Source organism: Chitinophaga sancti, from assembly GCF_034424315.1.
Classification (GTDB): Bacteria; Bacteroidota; Bacteroidia; order Chitinophagales; family Chitinophagaceae; genus Chitinophaga; species Chitinophaga sancti.
Genome location: NZ_CP139972.1, coordinates 848,767 through 866,922, shown reverse-complemented (window position 1 = coordinate 866,922; position 18,156 = coordinate 848,767). Strand labels below are relative to the sequence as shown.

Annotated in this window: 12 protein-coding genes; 6 read left to right on the top strand and 6 right to left on the bottom strand. The window is 44.2% G+C overall.

What is annotated here, in order from left to right:
* Nucleotides 1–97 precede the first annotated feature (97 nt).
* The 3 genes from U0033_RS03170 to U0033_RS03160 all read right to left on the bottom strand — a co-directional run bounded on the left by U0033_RS03170 (nt 98) and on the right by U0033_RS03160 (nt 2,811).
* On the bottom strand, nt 98–1,105 hold the full coding sequence (locus U0033_RS03170; RefSeq protein WP_072357664.1) for an outer membrane beta-barrel protein: 1,008 nt from the start codon (nt 1,103–1,105) through the stop codon (nt 98–100).
* Nucleotides 1,106–1,343: 238 nt separating this feature from the next.
* Complete coding sequence (locus U0033_RS03165; protein WP_072357666.1) at nt 1,344–2,531, bottom strand: BamA/TamA family outer membrane protein; 1,188 nt, start codon at nt 2,529–2,531, stop codon at nt 1,344–1,346.
* A 1-nt stretch (nt 2,532) separates the two neighbouring features.
* Nucleotides 2,533–2,811: a SelT/SelW/SelH family protein gene (locus U0033_RS03160; protein WP_072357668.1), complete on the bottom strand. Its 279-nt coding sequence runs from the start codon at nt 2,809–2,811 to the stop codon at nt 2,533–2,535.
* Between the two features lie 275 nt (nt 2,812–3,086).
* On the opposite strand from U0033_RS03160, the gene U0033_RS03155 reads away from it, so the two are divergent.
* Nucleotides 3,087–5,057, top strand: a complete 1,971-nt coding sequence (locus U0033_RS03155) for a tetratricopeptide repeat-containing sensor histidine kinase (protein ID WP_072357670.1) — start codon at nt 3,087–3,089, stop codon at nt 5,055–5,057.
* A gap of 209 nt (nt 5,058–5,266) precedes the next feature.
* On the opposite strand, the gene ypfJ is transcribed toward U0033_RS03155, so the two are convergent.
* On the bottom strand, nt 5,267–6,133 hold the full coding sequence (gene ypfJ, locus U0033_RS03150; RefSeq protein ID WP_072357672.1) for a KPN_02809 family neutral zinc metallopeptidase: 867 nt from the start codon (nt 6,131–6,133) through the stop codon (nt 5,267–5,269).
* Between the two features lie 604 nt (nt 6,134–6,737).
* Here ypfJ and fdhD point away from each other — a divergent pair.
* From fdhD to U0033_RS33215, 4 genes are all read left to right on the top strand, one after another.
* Complete coding sequence (fdhD, locus tag U0033_RS03145) at nt 6,738–7,538, top strand: formate dehydrogenase accessory sulfurtransferase FdhD (protein WP_072357674.1); 801 nt, start codon at nt 6,738–6,740, stop codon at nt 7,536–7,538.
* A 359-nt stretch (nt 7,539–7,897) separates the two neighbouring features.
* The gene (locus U0033_RS03140) at nt 7,898–10,207 is read left to right on the top strand and encodes an FdhF/YdeP family oxidoreductase (RefSeq protein ID WP_072357676.1); all 2,310 of its coding nucleotides are present in this window, start codon (nt 7,898–7,900) and stop codon (nt 10,205–10,207) included.
* Between the two features lie 284 nt (nt 10,208–10,491).
* Nucleotides 10,492–12,282: a DUF262 domain-containing protein gene (locus U0033_RS03135; RefSeq protein ID WP_072357677.1), complete on the top strand. Its 1,791-nt coding sequence runs from the start codon at nt 10,492–10,494 to the stop codon at nt 12,280–12,282.
* 37 nt (nt 12,283–12,319) lie between these two features.
* Nucleotides 12,320–12,424 (top strand): DUF6804 family protein, encoded by a 105-nt coding sequence (locus U0033_RS33215; protein WP_407654237.1) that lies wholly within the window; start codon nt 12,320–12,322, stop codon nt 12,422–12,424.
* Nucleotides 12,425–12,453: 29 nt separating this feature from the next.
* On the opposite strand, the gene U0033_RS03130 is transcribed toward U0033_RS33215, so the two are convergent.
* Nucleotides 12,454–14,460, bottom strand: coding sequence for a BamA/TamA family outer membrane protein (locus tag U0033_RS03130; protein WP_072357678.1), 2,007 nt, complete (start codon nt 14,458–14,460; stop codon nt 12,454–12,456).
* Nucleotides 14,461–14,721: 261 nt separating this feature from the next.
* Nucleotides 14,722–15,483, bottom strand: coding sequence for a DUF695 domain-containing protein (locus tag U0033_RS03125; RefSeq protein ID WP_072357680.1), 762 nt, complete (start codon nt 15,481–15,483; stop codon nt 14,722–14,724).
* Nucleotides 15,484–15,659: 176 nt separating this feature from the next.
* Here U0033_RS03125 and U0033_RS03120 point away from each other — a divergent pair, with 176 nt between their 5' ends.
* Entirely contained in the window at nt 15,660–18,104 is a 2,445-nt protein-coding gene (locus tag U0033_RS03120) for a TonB-dependent receptor domain-containing protein (protein ID WP_072357682.1), read from the top strand.
* Nucleotides 18,105–18,156: the final 52 nt, after the last annotated feature.

Here is an 18,156-nt window from a genome sequence, read left to right as displayed (position 1 = left end):
ACCCTCGTACAATAATAAAAAATGATGCTTCAATGTAGAATAATCTCTCATCGAAGCATCATTTTTATATCCGGAATAACATCAACTCAGCAACCATTTAAAACCGCCATCTCAACCCCACATTCGCACCTAATCCACCAATATTAATATACGATTTCAAATCATTCGACGCCTTATTATCATCTTTATAAGTCACCTTCGCACCACTCTGACCCACCGGCGTATTAGAACTCTGATCCAGGGTAGACTGATACTCCGTATTCCGCTCTGCCGTAGACATATCACTCAGTCCGCGATGTTGCGTTGCAATCGTTTGCCCCGTCGTCGCACTCACAACATTCGTCGTCTCATCGTATGCAGTCACTTCCTTTTTCTTACTACGTACCGGAATATTCCTGTACTCCGTTTCTACGAATACATCCAGCTTTGTCGCCACCGGAAATACTATCCCGAAAGCTCCCTGGAACCCGATGGTTATATTCGGATCCACCCGCTCATCACGCGAAATCGCAGTCTTTGTGATCGCTGGTGCACCACCAATCACTACAGATCCGGTCTGATTCGCATCCGTATGGATCTTCAACTCACCCCATAACGGCACTACCAAACCTACACGTACATACGGATCCGCGCCACTAAAGCCAGGATGAATTACTACAGCCGGTGCAAAATCAATTGCATTTACGTACCCATGAGATTCGATTTTCCCCAGCACTGTACTGGAACCCGCCAGCACCGTTACTTCGCGGGTCATGAGGTTTTTCTTGCTGTGATAATAGTTGAACGCTGCCTCTACAGCAATGTAGCGATTAATATTCCAGCCAAAGGAGAGTCCTCCCCTGCTGCCTGCGCCATACGATCCCGTCAGGACCTTTTCCGAAATTGTGCTGGTGGTACCAGTGGTAGAATTGTATTGTTTCTGCTCATCATGCGGCTCATAAGGCCCCACTTTGGGAAACTCACCAGGAAAAACACTGAAGAAATACCCCCCGGCGACTTTTACATAAAACTTCGAGGGCGCTGTTATTTTCTGGTCTTGCGCGTGTAAAATGTTCGAGCTTGCTACCGTCAGAAATAACGTGATAAACAGGGTTAAGTTTTTCATCTTTGTGGAAAAATTTGGGTGAATGTTTTGGAAACTAACGTGTGGTATGAATATAAGGATTTAATCTGGAATAGGAAAAATTCATATATGGTTGCGTATCAATTTGAATTTATTTAAGCTGGCTACAGGGGTATCTGGATAATTGTGGGGAAATAGAAAAAACAATCCCGCAGCAGTCACTTACGGTAACCACTGCGGGATTCAAATAAGACGTATTAAAATCAAATCAAAAATCCTCCTAAAACGCCTCTGCCAGCGACAAATACAAGCCTGACTGCCGCTCCTCTCCCGCTCGTTTCTCACCCCACGCATAGTCAATCCTGATCGTCAGCTTACTCCCCTCATCATAGAACCACCTCACACCCATTCCATACGCCGGCTTAAAATGATCCGCGCCAAAATCATGATTATTAAACACTGCCCCCGTCGCACCAAATGCCGCCAGCGCAAACTTCGGCTGCATATGTAAAAACCAGATATTGATGGGAATCTTCGGATCTAAAAAATACCGGTACTCCGCCTGGAATGCCAGGTAATTCTGATCCCGGTACCTACCCGTATAATACGCCCGCATCATCAAATCATTCCCCATTTCCGGCAACAAATAAAACGGCAGCACACTACCCTGCAATGAACTAAACAAACCATTCACCCCCAGCGTACTCTTACGTGATATCGGCACAAAATGCTTTGCCTGTGCATCTATCTTCCACAAGGGATGCTTACTCAAAAACGAAGGCGCATACGCCACATTCAACCTCACCCATGATCCTATATGCGTATAATTCTGATTATCCCGGTTATCAAAAATCCCCGTCGCACCTATAAAAGTCACATAACCACCCTCCTTATCCGTCACTGCCATCCCGGGGTAAATACCCTTATTCTCATTCGCCTCATATGCATCGTGCTGGTACTGCAATGACAAACCCGCATAAAAATGCCCGCTCAGGCGCTTCTCCCCTTCCAGGAGCACCTTATACCGCCGGTTGCCCAGCAAGGTTCCATCTGCCTTGCGCGTCGTATCGCCCAGGCCATAAAAATAGATCGGGAAATCATGATAGCGAAGACTACTCTTAAAATGATAATTATTATGATCCGTCCAGAAATCCGTCTTCAGCTCTATCTTATACTGACTTTTGGTCGTCAGGGAAGGAATCAGGCTGATCGTGGAATTGCGCAATACCGGGTCATTCTTATCCATATAAAATGAATACAACATCGCCGCTCCAATCTCCAAACCCTTCTCAGGTGAATATCCCAATACGGGCAATGGAAAGAAACTTTTCTTATGAATGATGGTAGTATCATTATGTACTGCAGAAGTATCTTTAATGACAATGGCTTTATCATCCTGCGCACTCAGCGATCCACATAACAATAATAATATAGCCGTACCAGAGAGTAATCGTGTCTTTAATACCATCTTATTTTCTATCTGAGTGACCCAGGCTTTTCTCAGGAGCTACCTTGTCTCTAACCTGTTGTTTAACTTCTTTAATTTCAGGAAAATGACCGATCACCTTACGGTCCATCAGCACCTCATCATTCACATAAATTAAATAACTACCGCCCACGGCACTAGGTTTCAGGGTTACTCCTTCCAGCTCTTCTGCAAAGGTGGTCAATAATTCCTGTGCCATCCAGGCTGCTCTCAGGAGCCAACCGCATTTGGGGCAATATTCTATGGTTACTGTCGGTTTCATGGGGTGAAAGTTACAACGATTCCGGTAAATATACCCTGGGGCGACCTCATTTTGCATTTTAATCACATCAAAAACAGTCCTCTGTGGTTCCTGATGGCCTCACAAAAGGCGGAAATAATGGCCGGCAAAAAATGAAATTGGGCCACTACCTACTTTGCATCTATTTTTTTTATAATTTTAGGACTGCATTCGGGTTACCCTAATAATTATTTGTGCCGACAATGAAAACTTACTGGCGGAGAAGGAGATCTGCCCTATACACCATAATATTATTAATGCTGGCATTGTTTTTTGCGAAGCCGGTGGCATGCCTTGCGCAGTCACAAGTGACTGATAGCCTGACAAAAGTGTTGGCCACCCATCCCACAAAAGACACCGTTCGTGTCAACATTCTCAATCAATTAAGCCGTTTTCTCTTTACCCAGGTTCCTTCCCTGACAGAGACTTACGCAAAAGAAGCGTTCCATATCAGCGATAGCCTGTACTATCTGCCTGGTAAGATGTGGGCTATCCGCAACCTTGCCCTGGCCGAGAATGCCAAAGGCAATCTCGAAAAACAGGCGGACCTGACCCTGGAAGCCCTGAAACTGGCCGAACAACTAAAAGATCTGAAAGCCACGGGCGTCCTGAACGCTGACCTGGGCAATATTTTTATTGAACAACAGCAACCCCGCCAAGGGCTGATCTATCAGAAAAAAGCCCTGGCTATCAAGCAAAGAGGAAATGATCAGGCCGAAATCGGGAAAACCCTGAACGGCATAGGCACCAGTTATATGGTACTGAAAGAATGGGATTCTGCCCTCCATTTCCTGTATGCTTCCGAAAAGATCAAGCTGGCCCTTCATGATCATCGCGGACTGGCATACGCCTACGAAAACATTGGTACCGTTCTTTCCGTAAAAGGGAATTACCGGGAGGCCCTGCGTTATCATTCCATGTCTTCGCAGTATTACAGGGAGTCTGACAATGTGCAGGGGGTGGTGAAGTCCTACCTGAACCTCGCGCAAACGCATACACTGCTAAAAGAACTAACTGCTGCGGAAGAAGACCTGCAAAACGCGAACCGCCTGAATAAAAACATGCAGAATGCCCGGAATGAAATGATCTATTACAAGTACCGGGCTATGCTGGATTCTGCCAGGGGAAACTATGCGCAGGCACTGGAGAATTATAAAGAATTTCATGCCCTGAGCGATGAAGTGTTCAGTGCGGAGAAAACTAAATTCATTGCGAATTCCAAAGAAAAATATGAGTCTGAAAAGAAGCAGCATGAAAATGAATTATTAAAAAAAGAACAGGCCCTTCATTTATCTACCATCCGCCAACAAAAGATCTACGTGATCCTTTTCGTTGCTTTGTTTATGGCATTGGCTACGATTACTGTACTGCTGTACCGGGTGTTTAAACGACAAAAGGAACTGTATGGCCAGTTGAATAACCGGAACCGGCGCGTGCAACAGCAGAACCAGATCATCCTGGATCAGAATGCGGCCCTGGAAAGCGGTAACCAGGTGAAGGATAAGATCTTTTCCGTGATATCGCATGACCTGCGGGCACCACTGGGAATTTTAGAAGGTATGTTGTTTTTGCTGAGGGATGAAAAAATGTCGCAGGAGCAATTCAATATGTTCGTGGAAGAACTGTGGCGGGATGTGAAAAATACCTCTGCCATGATGGATAATTTGTTGCAGTGGGCGAATACCCAGATGAAAGGGATCCGGGTGATGGCCGATGACTTTAATATCACGGCCCTGCTGGATAGCGAATTTGAGTTGTTGCAGACCCTGGCAAAACAAAAGAATATCCGCTTGAATCATCATCTGCCCTCTGTGATACATGTATATGCAGATAAGGATATGATCAGGATGGTAGTGAGGAACCTGGTGAGTAATGCTATTAAGTTTACGCCGAAGAATGGGCGTATTACGGTTGATTATAAATTGATGGCTGATAAAGTGGAAATGATAGTGAAGGATAATGGAATTGGGATTGCTGCGGAAGATCAGTCGAAAGTGTTTTCGAATATTTATTATTCTACAACGGGTACACAGAATGAGAAAGGGTGTGGACTGGGATTACCATTGTCGAAGGATTTTATTCAGCGGAATAACGGGCAGATCTGGTTTCATAGTAATAAGGAAAAAGGAACCAGTTTTCATTTTACTTTGCCATTGTCAGAGGAGGAGGAAGCGGGCACGCATGGGATGACGATTATTTTGCAAAAGACAAGGGATTATTCGAGATAATATAAGGGGGATTACATTTTTAAAAATGAGGTTTGGTCAGTTTAAAATCGAGATTCAAGTAATTTTAAATTGAGATTCGGTCAGTTTAAAACTGAGATTCAAGCAACTTATACATGAAACTCGGTCGTTTTAAAACCTGAAACCCGCTCATTGCCAAAAATGTAATCCCTTTATAAAAGCATTACTGGCCAGGGGCCAGCATCAATAATTTACAGGTTACCTGCATTAAAAGTATCTCCCTGCTTAATATCCCCTGTCTCAAATCCTTTCTTAAACCATCTCATGCGCTGTGCAGAGGTACCATGCGTAAACGCATCCGGCACGACCCTGCCATTCGCAGCTTCCTGCAATTTATCATCACCTACTGCGCTTGCTGCATTCAGGGCTTCTTCAATATCTCCCGGGTCAAGAATACTATCCATTCGCTGTGCATGGTGTGCCCATACGCCGGCGAGGAAATCTGCCTGCAGTTCTAATTGTACAGAAAGTTTATTGTATTCCTTTTCGCTCAGCTGTGAGCGCATGGCCTGCACTTTCCTGCTGATGCCCAGGAGGTTCTGGATATGATGGCCTACTTCGTGTGCAATCACATATGCTTTGGAAAAATCACCTACTACTTTGAAGCGTGTTTCCATTTCGTTAAAGAAAGACAGGTCCAGGTAAACACGGTCATCGGCAGGGCAATAGAAGGGCCCCATCGCTGCCTGCGCAGTACCACAACCAGACTGATCGACATCGCTGAATAAAACCATTTTAGGCGCCTGGTATTCCTTGTGCATTTCTTTGAACAATTCTGTCCATACATCTTCGGTATTAGCAAGGACGGTGGATGCAAAGCGGGACTCCTCGTCACTGGCATTGGTGACAGTCTGGGAGGATTCCTGCGCGGTGTTAGTGCCGGTGCTTTGTGATACCTTGCTGAGTAACTGGGTGGGGCTTTGTTTGGTAATGAGTGCCAGTACGACGATGATGATGACGCCTCCGATACCGAGGTTGCGAATACCGCCTCCTCCTCCACCACCGCTGCCGCGACGATCTTCTACGTTATCGCTGAGTCGTCTGTTTTGCCAACGCATATAGATTGTTTTTGATTAATTAGGATCGAATGTACAAAATGAGTGTGAAAAAAACGTACCAGAATGAGTGGGGGGCTAATGAGGCGCGCTCAAAGGCGTAGAGGTGAAGGGATTTTTTGGGAGAAATGCGAAATTGTGAACCTGGAAAATGAATGGTGGATTGGGTAATTTGGAAAAGATCTGGTGATACGATTTTGTGGTTCGTGAATTGGGTAATTTGGAAAGGATCCGGTGATACCGTTTGTGATTCGCGGATTTGCGTAATCTGGAAAAGATCCGGTGATACGATTTGTGATTCGCGGATTGCGTAATTTGGAATGGATCCAGTGATACCGTTTGTGATTCGCGGATTGCGTAATTTGGAATGGATCCAGTGATACCGTTTGTGATTCGCGGATTTGCGTAATCTGGAAAAGATCCGGTGATAAGATTTGTGAGCTGTGGATTGTGTAACTTGGAAAAGATCCAGTGATACCGTTTGTGGTTCGCGGATTTGCATAATTTGGAAAAGATCCAACAATTCGATCTGTGATTTGTGTAATTTAGAAGACAGTTTGGAGTAATTATTGACCTAAAAAAGATATTTCCAGGAGTAATTTGAAGTATGTCTAATCCAGCCATTTCCTACGCGCACATTACAAGAGTAACCGATACACTTGCTACAGCTACTCAGGATGCCCTGGCTGCTGAGGAACCTCTTGAAATAAGATTGGTTCACAACAATCAGCAGGAAAGCATCACCGTCACCATGCGATCGCCCGGACAGGATGCAGAATTGGCAGCGGGATTTTTGTTCACAGAGGGAATCATTACCCGCTATGACGCCATTCAATCCATCGTTTATAATGATAATATAGCAACTGTCACTCTTCAGGCAGGTATACGCCCGTCTTTGCAGGCGGCCCAGCGAAATTTCCTGGCTAATTCCAGTTGCGGGGTATGTGGCAAAACAGAACTGGACGCCATCTACGCACCAGTGAATAAAAATACAAGTGATATAAAAATTCCTGCAGGTATTCTGCATGATCTGCCAGCAAAGTTACGCATGCAGCAGGCTGTTTTTGATAATACAGGCGGTTTGCATGCTGCGGCTTTATTTAATACCGGGGGGAAATTGTTTCACCTGAGAGAGGATATTGGCAGACATAATGCGGTGGATAAATTGATTGGTGCTGCCTGGCAGCAAGGGCTATCATTTGGTGAATTTGGATTATTATTGAGTGGCCGCGCAGGTTTTGAATTGATTCAAAAAGCTGCGGTGGCAGGGATTCCCCTGATTGCTGCGGTGGGAGCGCCAAGTAGTATGGCGGTGAAGGTGGCGAAGGAATGGGATATTGCTTTGATTGGATTTTTGCGGGAAGGGAGATTCAATATTTACCATGGAGAAGAGCGGATTGAATTGTAAAAAGGGATTATCATGAAGAAGAGAGATCAAGTATAAAGAGTGATTATTATGAAGAACAAAGAGATCAAGTGTAAAGAGTGGTTACCATGAAGAAGAAAGAGATCAAGTGTAAAGAATAATTATCATGAAAGAGAGAGATCAAGTGTAAAGAATAATTATCATGAAAGAGAGAGATCAAGTGTAAAGAGTAATTATCATGAAGGAGAAAGAGATCAAGTGTAAAGAGTAATTATCATGAAGAAGAGAGAGATCAAGTGCAAAGAGTAATTATCATAAAGAAGAAAGGATTGAATTTTTAAGATTAAAATTTTCAGATGGTGTCCTGACACCATCCATCAAGCACAAGAAAACATCGCGCAATGAAACAACCCAACGCAGAAAATCCAGCAACACTCACAGGACACTTCCGCCTTGGCAAACCCAAAACTGCCGCTGCCGGCCTCCCGGGGGTATTCCACGCCGCACAGCACATTCTCGCGGAAATGGATGCCATCAGAGGCCTCAAAGCCCTCAATAAACTGAACCAAAAAAACGGTTTTGACTGCCCCGGCTGCGCATGGCCAGACCCCGACGATGAACGTTCCGGCATTGCCGAATACTGCGAAAACGGCGCAAAAGCAGTCGCCGAAGAAGCCACCACCAAACGCCTCGACGCCACCTTCTTTGCGCAAAACAGCGTGGCTGACCTGGCCGGGCTTACCGACTACGAAATCGGCAAAAAAGGCCGGGTGGCACAACCCATGTACCTTGCCGAAGGCGCCACCCACTATAGCCCCATTACCTGGGCCAAAGCCTTCGAAAAAATCGGTGCCCACCTCAATGCCCTCTCCTCTCCCAATGAGGCCATCTTTTACACCTCCGGCCGTACCAGCAATGAAGCGGCTTTCCTATACCAGTTATTCGTCCGAGAATTCGGCACGAACAACCTGCCCGATTGCTCCAACATGTGCCACGAATCCAGCGGCGTCGCCCTGAGTGAATCTGTCGGCATCGGCAAAGGCTCCGTCACTCTCGATGATCTTTACGAAGCAGACGTGATCTTCATCCTCGGGCAAAATCCGGGTACCAATCACCCCCGCATGCTCACCGCCCTGCAAAAAGCAAAGGCCAAAGGCGTGACCATCATCTCCGCCAATCCTTTGAAGGAAACCGGGCTCCTGAACTTCATGAACCCCCAAACCGTAAAAGGTATGCTGCATGTGGGCAGCCATCTCACAGACCTCTACCTCCAGGTAAAAATAAATGGAGATATGGCCCTGATCAAAGCCATCAATCTCCTACTCCTGCAAGCAGAAGAAAAAGCCCCTGGCACTGTATTCGACCCGGCATTTATCCAAAACAACACCAGCGGGTATGAGGCCTACATCCGTCATTTACAGGAACAGAACTTAGATCAGTTAGTCAGCGACTGCGGTGTGCCCCTCGAACAGATCCAGGCTGCTGTGCAGGCTTTGGTACATAAAAAGAAGATCATTGCCTGCTGGGCCATGGGCCTTACCCAGCACAAAAATGCCGTTGATACCATCCGGGAGATCGTGAACCTCCTCCTGCTGAAAGGCAGTATTGGCAAACCCGGTGCCGGCACCTGCCCCGTTCGCGGACATAGCAATGTACAGGGTGATCGTACAGTCGGTATTTTTGAAAGACCGTCCAAAGCTTTGCTGGACAAAATCCAGGAAGTCTATGGTTTCAACCCTCCCCGGGAATACGGCTGGGATGTGGTATCCGCTATCCGCGCTATGCGGGATGGGGAGGGCAAGGTGTTCTTTGCCATGGGCGGCAATTTCCTTTCTGCCACCCCGGATACGGTACTGACGGCCAATGCATTGCGCAATTGTAAGCTGACAGTGCATGTCTCTACTAAACTGAACAGAAGTCACCTGGTGCATGGCCGGGAAGCCCTGATTTTACCGACGCTCGGCCGTAGTGATCAGGACATTGTAAACGGGGAACGCCAGTTCGTGACCTGCGAAAATTCTATGGGCGTGGTGCAGATGTCAAAAGGGAACCTGCCACCGGTTTCTGAGCAATTGCTAAGTGAACCATTGATCGTGTGCCAGCTGGCAAAAGCGACTTTAAAAGATCGGACCGTGGTGGACTGGGATAAATACGAAAAGCACTATGATTATATTCGTGATGACCTGGAAAGGGTGATCCCGGGATTTGATAATTACAACCAGCGGGTACGGCATCCGGGTGGGTTTTATTTACCCAATGGTGCCCGCGAGGGGAAGTATAATACAAAGACCAGCAAGGCGAACTTCAATGTAGCCCCTGTTACCAGGTTTGAACTGGCAGACGATGAACTCATGATGATGACGATTCGTAGTCATGACCAGTTCAATACGACCATTTATGGGCTGGATGACCGGTATAGGGGAATTTACCAGGAGCGGCGGGTAATATTGATGAACGAAGCAGATGCGGCGAAGCAAGGGCTGAAAGGTGGAGATTTGGTAGACTTGTACAATGAGTTTGGTGGCGTTGAGCGGGTGGTGAGGAATTTCCTGGTGGTGATTTATGATATTCCGGAGAGATGCACGGCGACTTATTTCCCGGAAGCAAATGCACTGGTGCCCCTGGATAGTGTGGCCGATAAGAGTAATACGCCGACTTCGAAGCTGGTGATTATTAAAATTAAGTACGCAGAAGCGAGATCCCTGGGATAAAACAGGTAAAACAGTTCTCCTGTTTCTTCAAACGGAGCCTGCAATGATCGGGTAAAAAGAAATTGTCAAACATCCCGATAACGTTAAAGAAAAGAACACAAGCCTTTATTGGGCAGGTCGTAGGTTTGCTAGCCTATTCTTGAGTGAGAGTTTTCTGTTAGAGGGTTTGTGTGAAAGTTTAGGTAATTTGAGAGAACCAAGATAGTTTTCCGCATTGTCTTTTTTTGTATTTTAGCTTTTCCAGGAAGTAGGCAAACCTCAATGTATCTAAATAAAGTTCACGAATGAATAATAACATAAGTAATATCCAAATACAATTTAATTATTTGGATGTGGAAAATTGTTTTAAAAATTTCTATGTTGTTCCCGATTATCAAAGAGAATACGTTTGGACTGAAGTGCAAATCAATCAACTTTTAGATGATATTTACGAAGAATTTGATTTTAATCCTAATAAGGAATATTTCATAGGAAGTACTGTCGTTTTTAAAAATATTGACGGATTTTATGAATTGATCGACGGACAACAAAGAACAACCTCTATTTTCCTAATAATTTGTGCTTTTAAGAAACTTTACAAAGAACGAGAAATTGACACCGACACGATAGAAAGAATGATTAAAGATAAAACGGTCAATTCATTAGGAGATAGTGTTGACTGTTATAAACTCGAATTACAATATAAGGATAGTTCAAACATTCTTTCAAAAATTGCAAATAATTCAGAACGGCCTGAAAACCTAATCGGTTCTGCCGAAAGGCTTTATAATGCATATGAAAATGTAATCTCATTTCTTAAAAATAGATTTAAGGAAGATGAAGACCCTATAAAACTTAAGAAGTTTTTTGTTTACATTTTCAGAAGGCTAAAGTTCATCCAAATTGAAACGCCGGAAATAAATGATGCCCTAAAAATATTTGAAACAATCAATGAAAGAGGAGTTGGTTTAAACCCTATGGATCTCCTGAAAAACCTCTTATTCAGACAAGTTGATAGAAATAATTTTAACGAATTAAAGGAAAAATGGAAAACGCTCATTAAACTACTGGAAAAGGAGAACGAAAAGCCTTTGCGCTTCCTTCGCTATTTCATAATATCCAATTATAAAGTAAATAATCAACGTGGGGAAGAAATTATCCGAGAAGAAGAAATCTATAAATGGTTTATTAGGCCCGAAAATGTCGCTCAATGCAACTATGAAAAAGAGCCTTTTGAGTTTGTCGAACTTCTTTTAGAAAATGCAACCTGTTATATAAGGTTCTTTAAAGGACAAAACAAAGATGGGAGCAAAAATGTCTATTTAGACAATATTTCCAAACTTGGAGGGGGAGCATTTAAACAACATCTGATTTTACTCTTGGCTGGCAGAAATCTCTCACAAGATTTATTTAATCATTTTGCCAAGCAGATAGAAACCTTAGTTTTTTACTATTTCATAACAAAAGAGCCTACAAAAGAGTTTGAAAGGAATTTTTCAAAATGGGCTAAAATTGTTTTAAGAATAAAAAACAGAACTGAACTGAATGATTTCGTCAAAGAAAATATTCAACCTGTAATTATATCAAAGGAAAATGAATACAGATTATACTTTATGGAAGCCCGTCAAAACAACTTACAACAATACAGAATTAAATACATTTTAGCCAAAATCGCGCAATATTTAGACCAAGAAAGAAGAGGTTCATATGAGCCACAAGTTTTAGATAATTATATTACAAAAGGAGTTGAGATTGAACATATTTTACCTTTGAACCCCACAGAAAGCCTTCGTAATGAAATTGGTGAAGATTACAATGATTTGAAGGTGAGATTGGGTAATTTAACATTACTTGAAAAAACGATGAATATTGTTGTTGGCAATGACTTTTTTTCAAAAAAAATTATTGAATATTCAAAGTCCCCGTTTTATATTTCAAAATCAATAGCAGGATTAGATGTAATTGGTATAAATTCATCAGTTACGAGGTTAAATCAAAAACTTAAATCCTACAAATTTTGGAACAAAGAAACCATAATTGACAGACAGAATTTGTTATTCGAACTATCAAAAGACATTTGGCAAATAGAGATATAGAACTTGCTTTAAGACATCAGTATTCTCCGGTAGTGCATTGGCATTGCTTTTTCAGCCCATATTAAAAATTGCATTAGGCAGGGAATTGTGGAATATTGTGGCCGTGATCGTAGCGGTCGGGTTAATGCTAAGTTTAAAATGAAGAAATAAATAACATTATAATTTATATAATCACCTGAAATTCAAAAAATTCGGCATCTTCAGCGTAAAGATATCAAACCTGAAATCCACGGTAGTGGTAATCTCAAAATAGATCCGGTTCTCCGGATACGGCGCATTCGGAAAATAATTCGCATCTATCAGCAGGGTATTGATCGGCAGGTTTTCATTCTTAATCCTGCAACCCAGGCCCACCCCTCCATAGATCGGGTTCTTAAACAAATTATTACTCTCGAGGGTGATCTGCGAAGCCTGCAGGGTGGCATACCAGTTAAACTTAAAACCCAGCACCCGCCACGGACTATAAAAAACCGTTTCCGACCGGATATTCATTCGCTGAAAACCTGCCAGCGGCACATTCTTATACCCATAGATCCCATGCTCCATATTTATCTGCAGGGGTTTATAAAAATACGGATTCAGGTTGCCCAGATAATCAAAATAAGTGAACTCCCTCAGTTTCCCTCCTGCGAACTTAAAGGACCGGCTATAATATTCCACCTTTGCATGGATCACCGCATCTTCCGACCTGCCATTCTGGAAAAACGTACTGACTCCTATTTGTGCATTAAAGATCCCTTTCAGTTTCGTAGCCCAGAACTTCTGCGCCTCAAACCCTGCATAACCACGTGTCCGCCCTTTCCAGGTTTCCCAACCGCCGGTAAGACTGGCAGTATAGCCCAGGGGAATATCCTCCGTTCGGCCAAAACCAAAGAAATTGGTGGCTTTAAAGAACTCATTCCGGAAAGCAATGGCCTGTGCCAGGTAGTACCGGTGATTATTATACACCGGGTCCAGCTTATAGATACTCTGCCAGGGCCGCCTGATAAAGATCTGGTTGGAATGGCCCAGCAACAGGGCCAGGTTAGGCCGCTGGTTGTTTAAGTTACGTTTATCTTGTTTGATCAGATTGTAACCACCCCAAATCTCCAGCAACTCATACCTGTAATCCCGGTATACGGTATCAGGCCGCTCCTGGGCATTGATGCTGAAACTATTCCGGTAGGCAAGCCCTCCGGCCCAATCGGCCGAAGAATTATACAGAGGTCTGTTGATATTCACGTAATACGAACCTTCAAACACGCCCGTGTCCAGGGGATAGTAATTGTTCAGCGTTGTATAACCCAGGGATACATCCGCGAATGTACCAAGGGCATTGTACTTGGTATATTTCACTTCCGAGCCCCAGGGGGGATTATAGCTGTTTTTCCAATAAGCGCCTACGCGTAGTTCCTGTCCTGCGCCAAAGAGGTTGTTATTATAGATCGTAGTTCTCACTGCCGAGGTGCTGGCTTCCCCGATATCGAAACCGTATTCGTACACGTCTTTGGTTACCACCAGCAGATCCAGTGAATCCGGGGAAGCACCGGCATTAATAATGTATAAGCGGGCATCCTGCATGTAGGGCCGGCTACGCAGGTAACGCTCATTGTCCGACATCTCATAGGGGTTCAGGGTATCGCCCGACTTAAAGAACAGGGCCTGGCGGATCACCCATTCTTCTGTATTATAGTGAAGGCGGTTGGCCAGTTGAATGAGTTTCATGGTGGTCGTAAACGAGGTATCCCGTATGTTCTGCGGACCGAATACGTTTACTTTCCTGTAATAGATATCCCTGATCACCCTTCCTTTATAAGGGATGAAATACTTTTCACTCTTAATTATACTGCTATCTGTCGCCGGGGGTTCCGGTACATTTTGCTTGGTGATACTACGGATCAGGGAATCGCGGTATTCTTTGCGGCGCAGGGAATCCCTGTACTCGCCTACCCGGTGAAACCAGCTCCTGGAAGGTGATTTGGGTCTGAATAAAGGAACGGAGATGGTATCTGCAATGGGCTTGTACAGCTTTGCGGAAATGGTATCCGGGCCTTTATATTTATGCCGGCGCACGGGCACTGTATCTGAATATCTATTGCCTAAGGGCTTGGGTTTGAAGAGGTAAGCGGGAACAGTATCCCGCAAAGTAGGCTTAACCGTGATGGTGCTACCAGATGCATGCCGCGGGCATAGCAGCATAGTCAGGCAATAGCAAACCAAAAAGTATAACAATATATTGAAACGATTTCCCACTCGTATTTAAGGTTCTATGCACTTATTAGCAAAGAGCATACAACAGTTGTAGTCTTATGATTGTAATCTAAAGAAAAAACACGAACCTGCATGCGCGAAAAAATCGCTTATGCCATAGACATAAGCGATTTGATCCCCAAAAGGACAATTCGAATGGCAAAGGGCTGAAAAATTAACCGGGATTTAAGAACTTGTTCCAAAAAACGGTTACCTATTCACCACGACTGTTTCCCATCCATTATAATCCGCATTAATGGCCTGTGCGAGCTCAAACAGCATGAGCACAACGGCATTAATACTGGCTTCATCTGTTCGATCATGCCGGGATACATGCAGGCTGTAAGGCCGTTCCGCATTTCCACTTAAACTCCGCTGCTGCACCACAAATCCTTCTTTACTGATCTTTTGCCAGTAAAGCTCCCTGTGTTCCTCAGTTGCGAAATAAATCCAGTGATCAATGTGTCTGGCTTTTTCCTCAATATCCCCATGTTGTTTCAGGGTGCGTAGCACCTTCCTGTTCTGTATCCGCTGAATCTCTACCTTATCTGGTAGCAGGAAATCGAAATACAATTCCCATGTCCGATCATCCTTTAATCCGAAATCATATTGATATTCCGGGAAGGCAATCATCACATCGGCGATGTGTTTATCATATAAAGTTGTGTCACCGGTATAAAAGTAAAAATCTCTTACACCATTGGAAATCGTCCGGCCCACAAAGTGTGCGTTCAGATGTGTTTCCAATCCTTTGACCAGGCTGTCCTCAATTTCACCCAACACTTGAAACTCATCTCCCTGCGGGAATCCATCGGCCCGGGGAGTATTCAAATATACAGACACATAAATAGCATGCGGTTTACTGTTCAGCGGTGCGAATCGCCGTAGGTCGAGGTCTAGCCCTATAATGGCCGGGTGGTCATCTATGTGACAAGTGTATAAATCCCAATCTGGCTGGTAGGCGTTAGACATAAAATTTGCTATCTGAAAATATAACGGTCCGGCTGTAAAGATACATCAATCATGTTCGCCATTCATCCATTATCGCAGGAAACTTTTTATAAATCGTTTATTTTTAGCTCCTGTTACAGGCTAACATTAGAAAAGTTTTTTGGATCATGCACAAATTTGTCTCCTTATGTTTGGGAATGACGCTGTCATTTCTGACTTTTTCTTATGCTCAACAAACCAACCCAAAATCCCCTGAACAAGGGTCAATTCAGGGAAAATTAATTGATGAGCAAACCAATGCTCCCATAGAGTATGCCTCAGTGGCTATCATTCGTGCTGTGGATTCCAGCGTAGTCACCGGTATGCTGTCGAAACCAAATGGTGATTTCAGTTTTCCGCAGATTGCATTGGGAAAGTATTTCGTAAAAGTAAATTTCATTGGCTTCACTACCGTTTATAAAGCAATTGTACTTTCTTCAAAAAATAACATTATAGATGTTGGTAATATCAAGCTCGGCACAAATGCGAAAGTATTAGCCGCTGTTGAGGTCGTAGGCGAAAAGCCTGCTTATACCATGGCTATTGATAAGCGCGTGTTCAATGTGGATAAAAACATTTCAAGCGTAGGTGGTACTGCTACCGATGTATTGAAACAGGTGCCTGCTGTTAGTGTAGACATTGACGGTAATGTGACTGTTCGTAATGGAGCACCTACCATTTTCGTGGATGGCCGTCCTACGACCCTGACCATGGATCAGATTCCTGCAGATGCGATTGCAAATATTGAAGTGATCACTAACCCATCTGCAAAATATGATGCGGAAGGTGTGAGTGGTATATTAAATATTGTATTGAAGAAAAACAGGAAAGCGGGGATCAACGGGCAGGTGAATGCCGGTGCGTCTACTTTGGGTGGTGCAAATGGCGGTTTCGACTTCAGCATCCGCCGTGAGAAGTACAATCTCTCCCTGAGTTATAATATCCGTAGCCGCAAAGGTTCTGCGAAGGAACACCTGTTCCGCAAAAACATCGGCACGGATACAACCACCTACCTGGATCAGTATGAGCAAGGTGAGCAGAGCCGTCGTTTTCAATATGGCAGGATCGGGTTCGATTGGTTTATGGACAACCGCAATACCTTCACGATTGCCGGTAGCATCAATGCGGGAGATTTCAGAGATGATAATAACCTGACGCTGTACAACCTGAATACTGGGAAAGAGCAGGTGCGGTATGGTTCAGGTATGGATAATTCCAATCACAATTTCCGTAATTATGCGGGTCAGCTGGGCTACAAGCACACCTTTGCAAAACAGGGGCATGAGCTGACGGCTGATTTCAATTACAACTACGCCACGAGTGATGATGGGAGTGATTATTCTTTGCAGTATTATACTTTGGGGCATGTTGCAATCGATACCCCAACGGCACCGGCTAAGCGCTATTCATATGGCGGTGGCAATACTACTTACATGACCGGACAGATTGATTATGTAAATCCACTGTCTGAGACGTCAAAGGTAGAAGCAGGTTTGCGTAGCACCAGCCGCATCTTTAATAATACGCAGACGACCATGGGCCTCAACAATGCCAGCGGAGATTATGTATTGGATAGTTCCCTTTCTAATAATTATCATTATCGTGAAACGATCAATGCGGGGTATATCAGTTACTCAGGCCAGTTAGGTAATTTTGGTTACATGGGTGGTATGAGGGGTGAGCAGTCCTTTTACAGCGGAGATATGACGAGTACGGCCAAAAGTAACTATAAAATCAGCTACCCTATTAGTTTGTTTCCCAGTGTATTCCTGTCTCAAAAGTTCAAGGGGGATCATGAACTGCAGCTGAATTACACGCGTCGTGTGCGTCGTCCCTGGTTCCGCGACCTGTTGCCGAATCTGAATTATACAGCGCAGAGTGCAAGTCGTGGTAACCCGACATTGAAGCCGGAGTTTACCAATTCATTTGAGTTTAGTTACCTGAAAGATTTCAACAGAAAGCACAATGTGATGGTGTCAATGTATTACAGGAATACGCAGAATGCGATCACTGATTATTCAACAGACACGACGATTATGGTGAATGGTACAGCGCAGAAAGTGGTGCTGTCTTACCCGGTGAATGCGGATACGCGTAATTCATACGGAGCGGAGATTACGGTGCGGAATCAGCTGACCACTAACTGGGATGTGACCACGAATATGAATATGGCGCAAACGAAGATCAATGCTTCTAACCTGGCGAATCAACTGACGAATTCAGGGTTTATATTCTTTGGAAAGATCAATACGAATTACAAATTGCCGTATAGAACGACCTTGCAGGTGACGGGTATTTATGAGTCTAAGCAGATTATGGCGCAGGGAGAGAGAGCGGGGAAATATACGGTGGATGCGGCAGTGAGGAAGGAGTTGTTGAAGGATAGATCGCTGGTGGTGTCAATGGGTGTGAATGATATTTTCAATACGGACAGGAGTTTGTCTTATACGCATACGGAGTTTTCAGACCAGGAGTATTATAGGAAGAGAGCGACGAGGGAAGCAAGGATTAATGTGAGCTGGCGGTTTGGGAAGATAGATGCGGGGAAGAAGAAGGAAGGGAAGAAAGGGGGTGAAGAGCAGGGAGGCAATGGGGATTTCTAGGATTGGGAAGAGGTGAGGGATGTAGGGTAAGTGGGGGTTTCTAGTTTGGGAA

Bases quoted from the DNA above. Each gene is read 5' to 3' on its own strand.
- U0033_RS03170 (WP_072357664.1), bottom strand. From the start codon at position 1,105: ATGAAAAACTTAACCCTGTTTATCACGTTATTTCTGACGGTAGCAAGC.
- U0033_RS03160 (WP_072357668.1), bottom strand. From the start codon at position 2,811: ATGAAACCGACAGTAACCATAGAATATTGCCCCAAATGCGGTTGGCTC.
- U0033_RS03165 (WP_072357666.1), bottom strand. From the start codon at position 2,531: ATGGTATTAAAGACACGATTACTCTCTGGTACGGCTATATTATTATTG.
- U0033_RS03135 (WP_072357677.1), top strand. From the start codon at position 10,492: ATGAATAATAACATAAGTAATATCCAAATACAATTTAATTATTTGGAT.
- U0033_RS03140 (WP_072357676.1), top strand. From the start codon at position 7,898: ATGAAACAACCCAACGCAGAAAATCCAGCAACACTCACAGGACACTTC.
- U0033_RS03155 (WP_072357670.1), top strand. From the start codon at position 3,087: ATGCTGGCATTGTTTTTTGCGAAGCCGGTGGCATGCCTTGCGCAGTCA.
- U0033_RS03120 (WP_072357682.1), top strand. From the start codon at position 15,660: ATGACGCTGTCATTTCTGACTTTTTCTTATGCTCAACAAACCAACCCA.
- U0033_RS03130 (WP_072357678.1), bottom strand. From the start codon at position 14,460: ATGCTGCTATGCCCGCGGCATGCATCTGGTAGCACCATCACGGTTAAG.
- ypfJ (WP_072357672.1), bottom strand. From the start codon at position 6,133: ATGCGTTGGCAAAACAGACGACTCAGCGATAACGTAGAAGATCGTCGC.
- U0033_RS03125 (WP_072357680.1), bottom strand. From the start codon at position 15,483: ATGTCTAACGCCTACCAGCCAGATTGGGATTTATACACTTGTCACATA.
- fdhD (WP_072357674.1), top strand. From the start codon at position 6,738: ATGTCTAATCCAGCCATTTCCTACGCGCACATTACAAGAGTAACCGAT.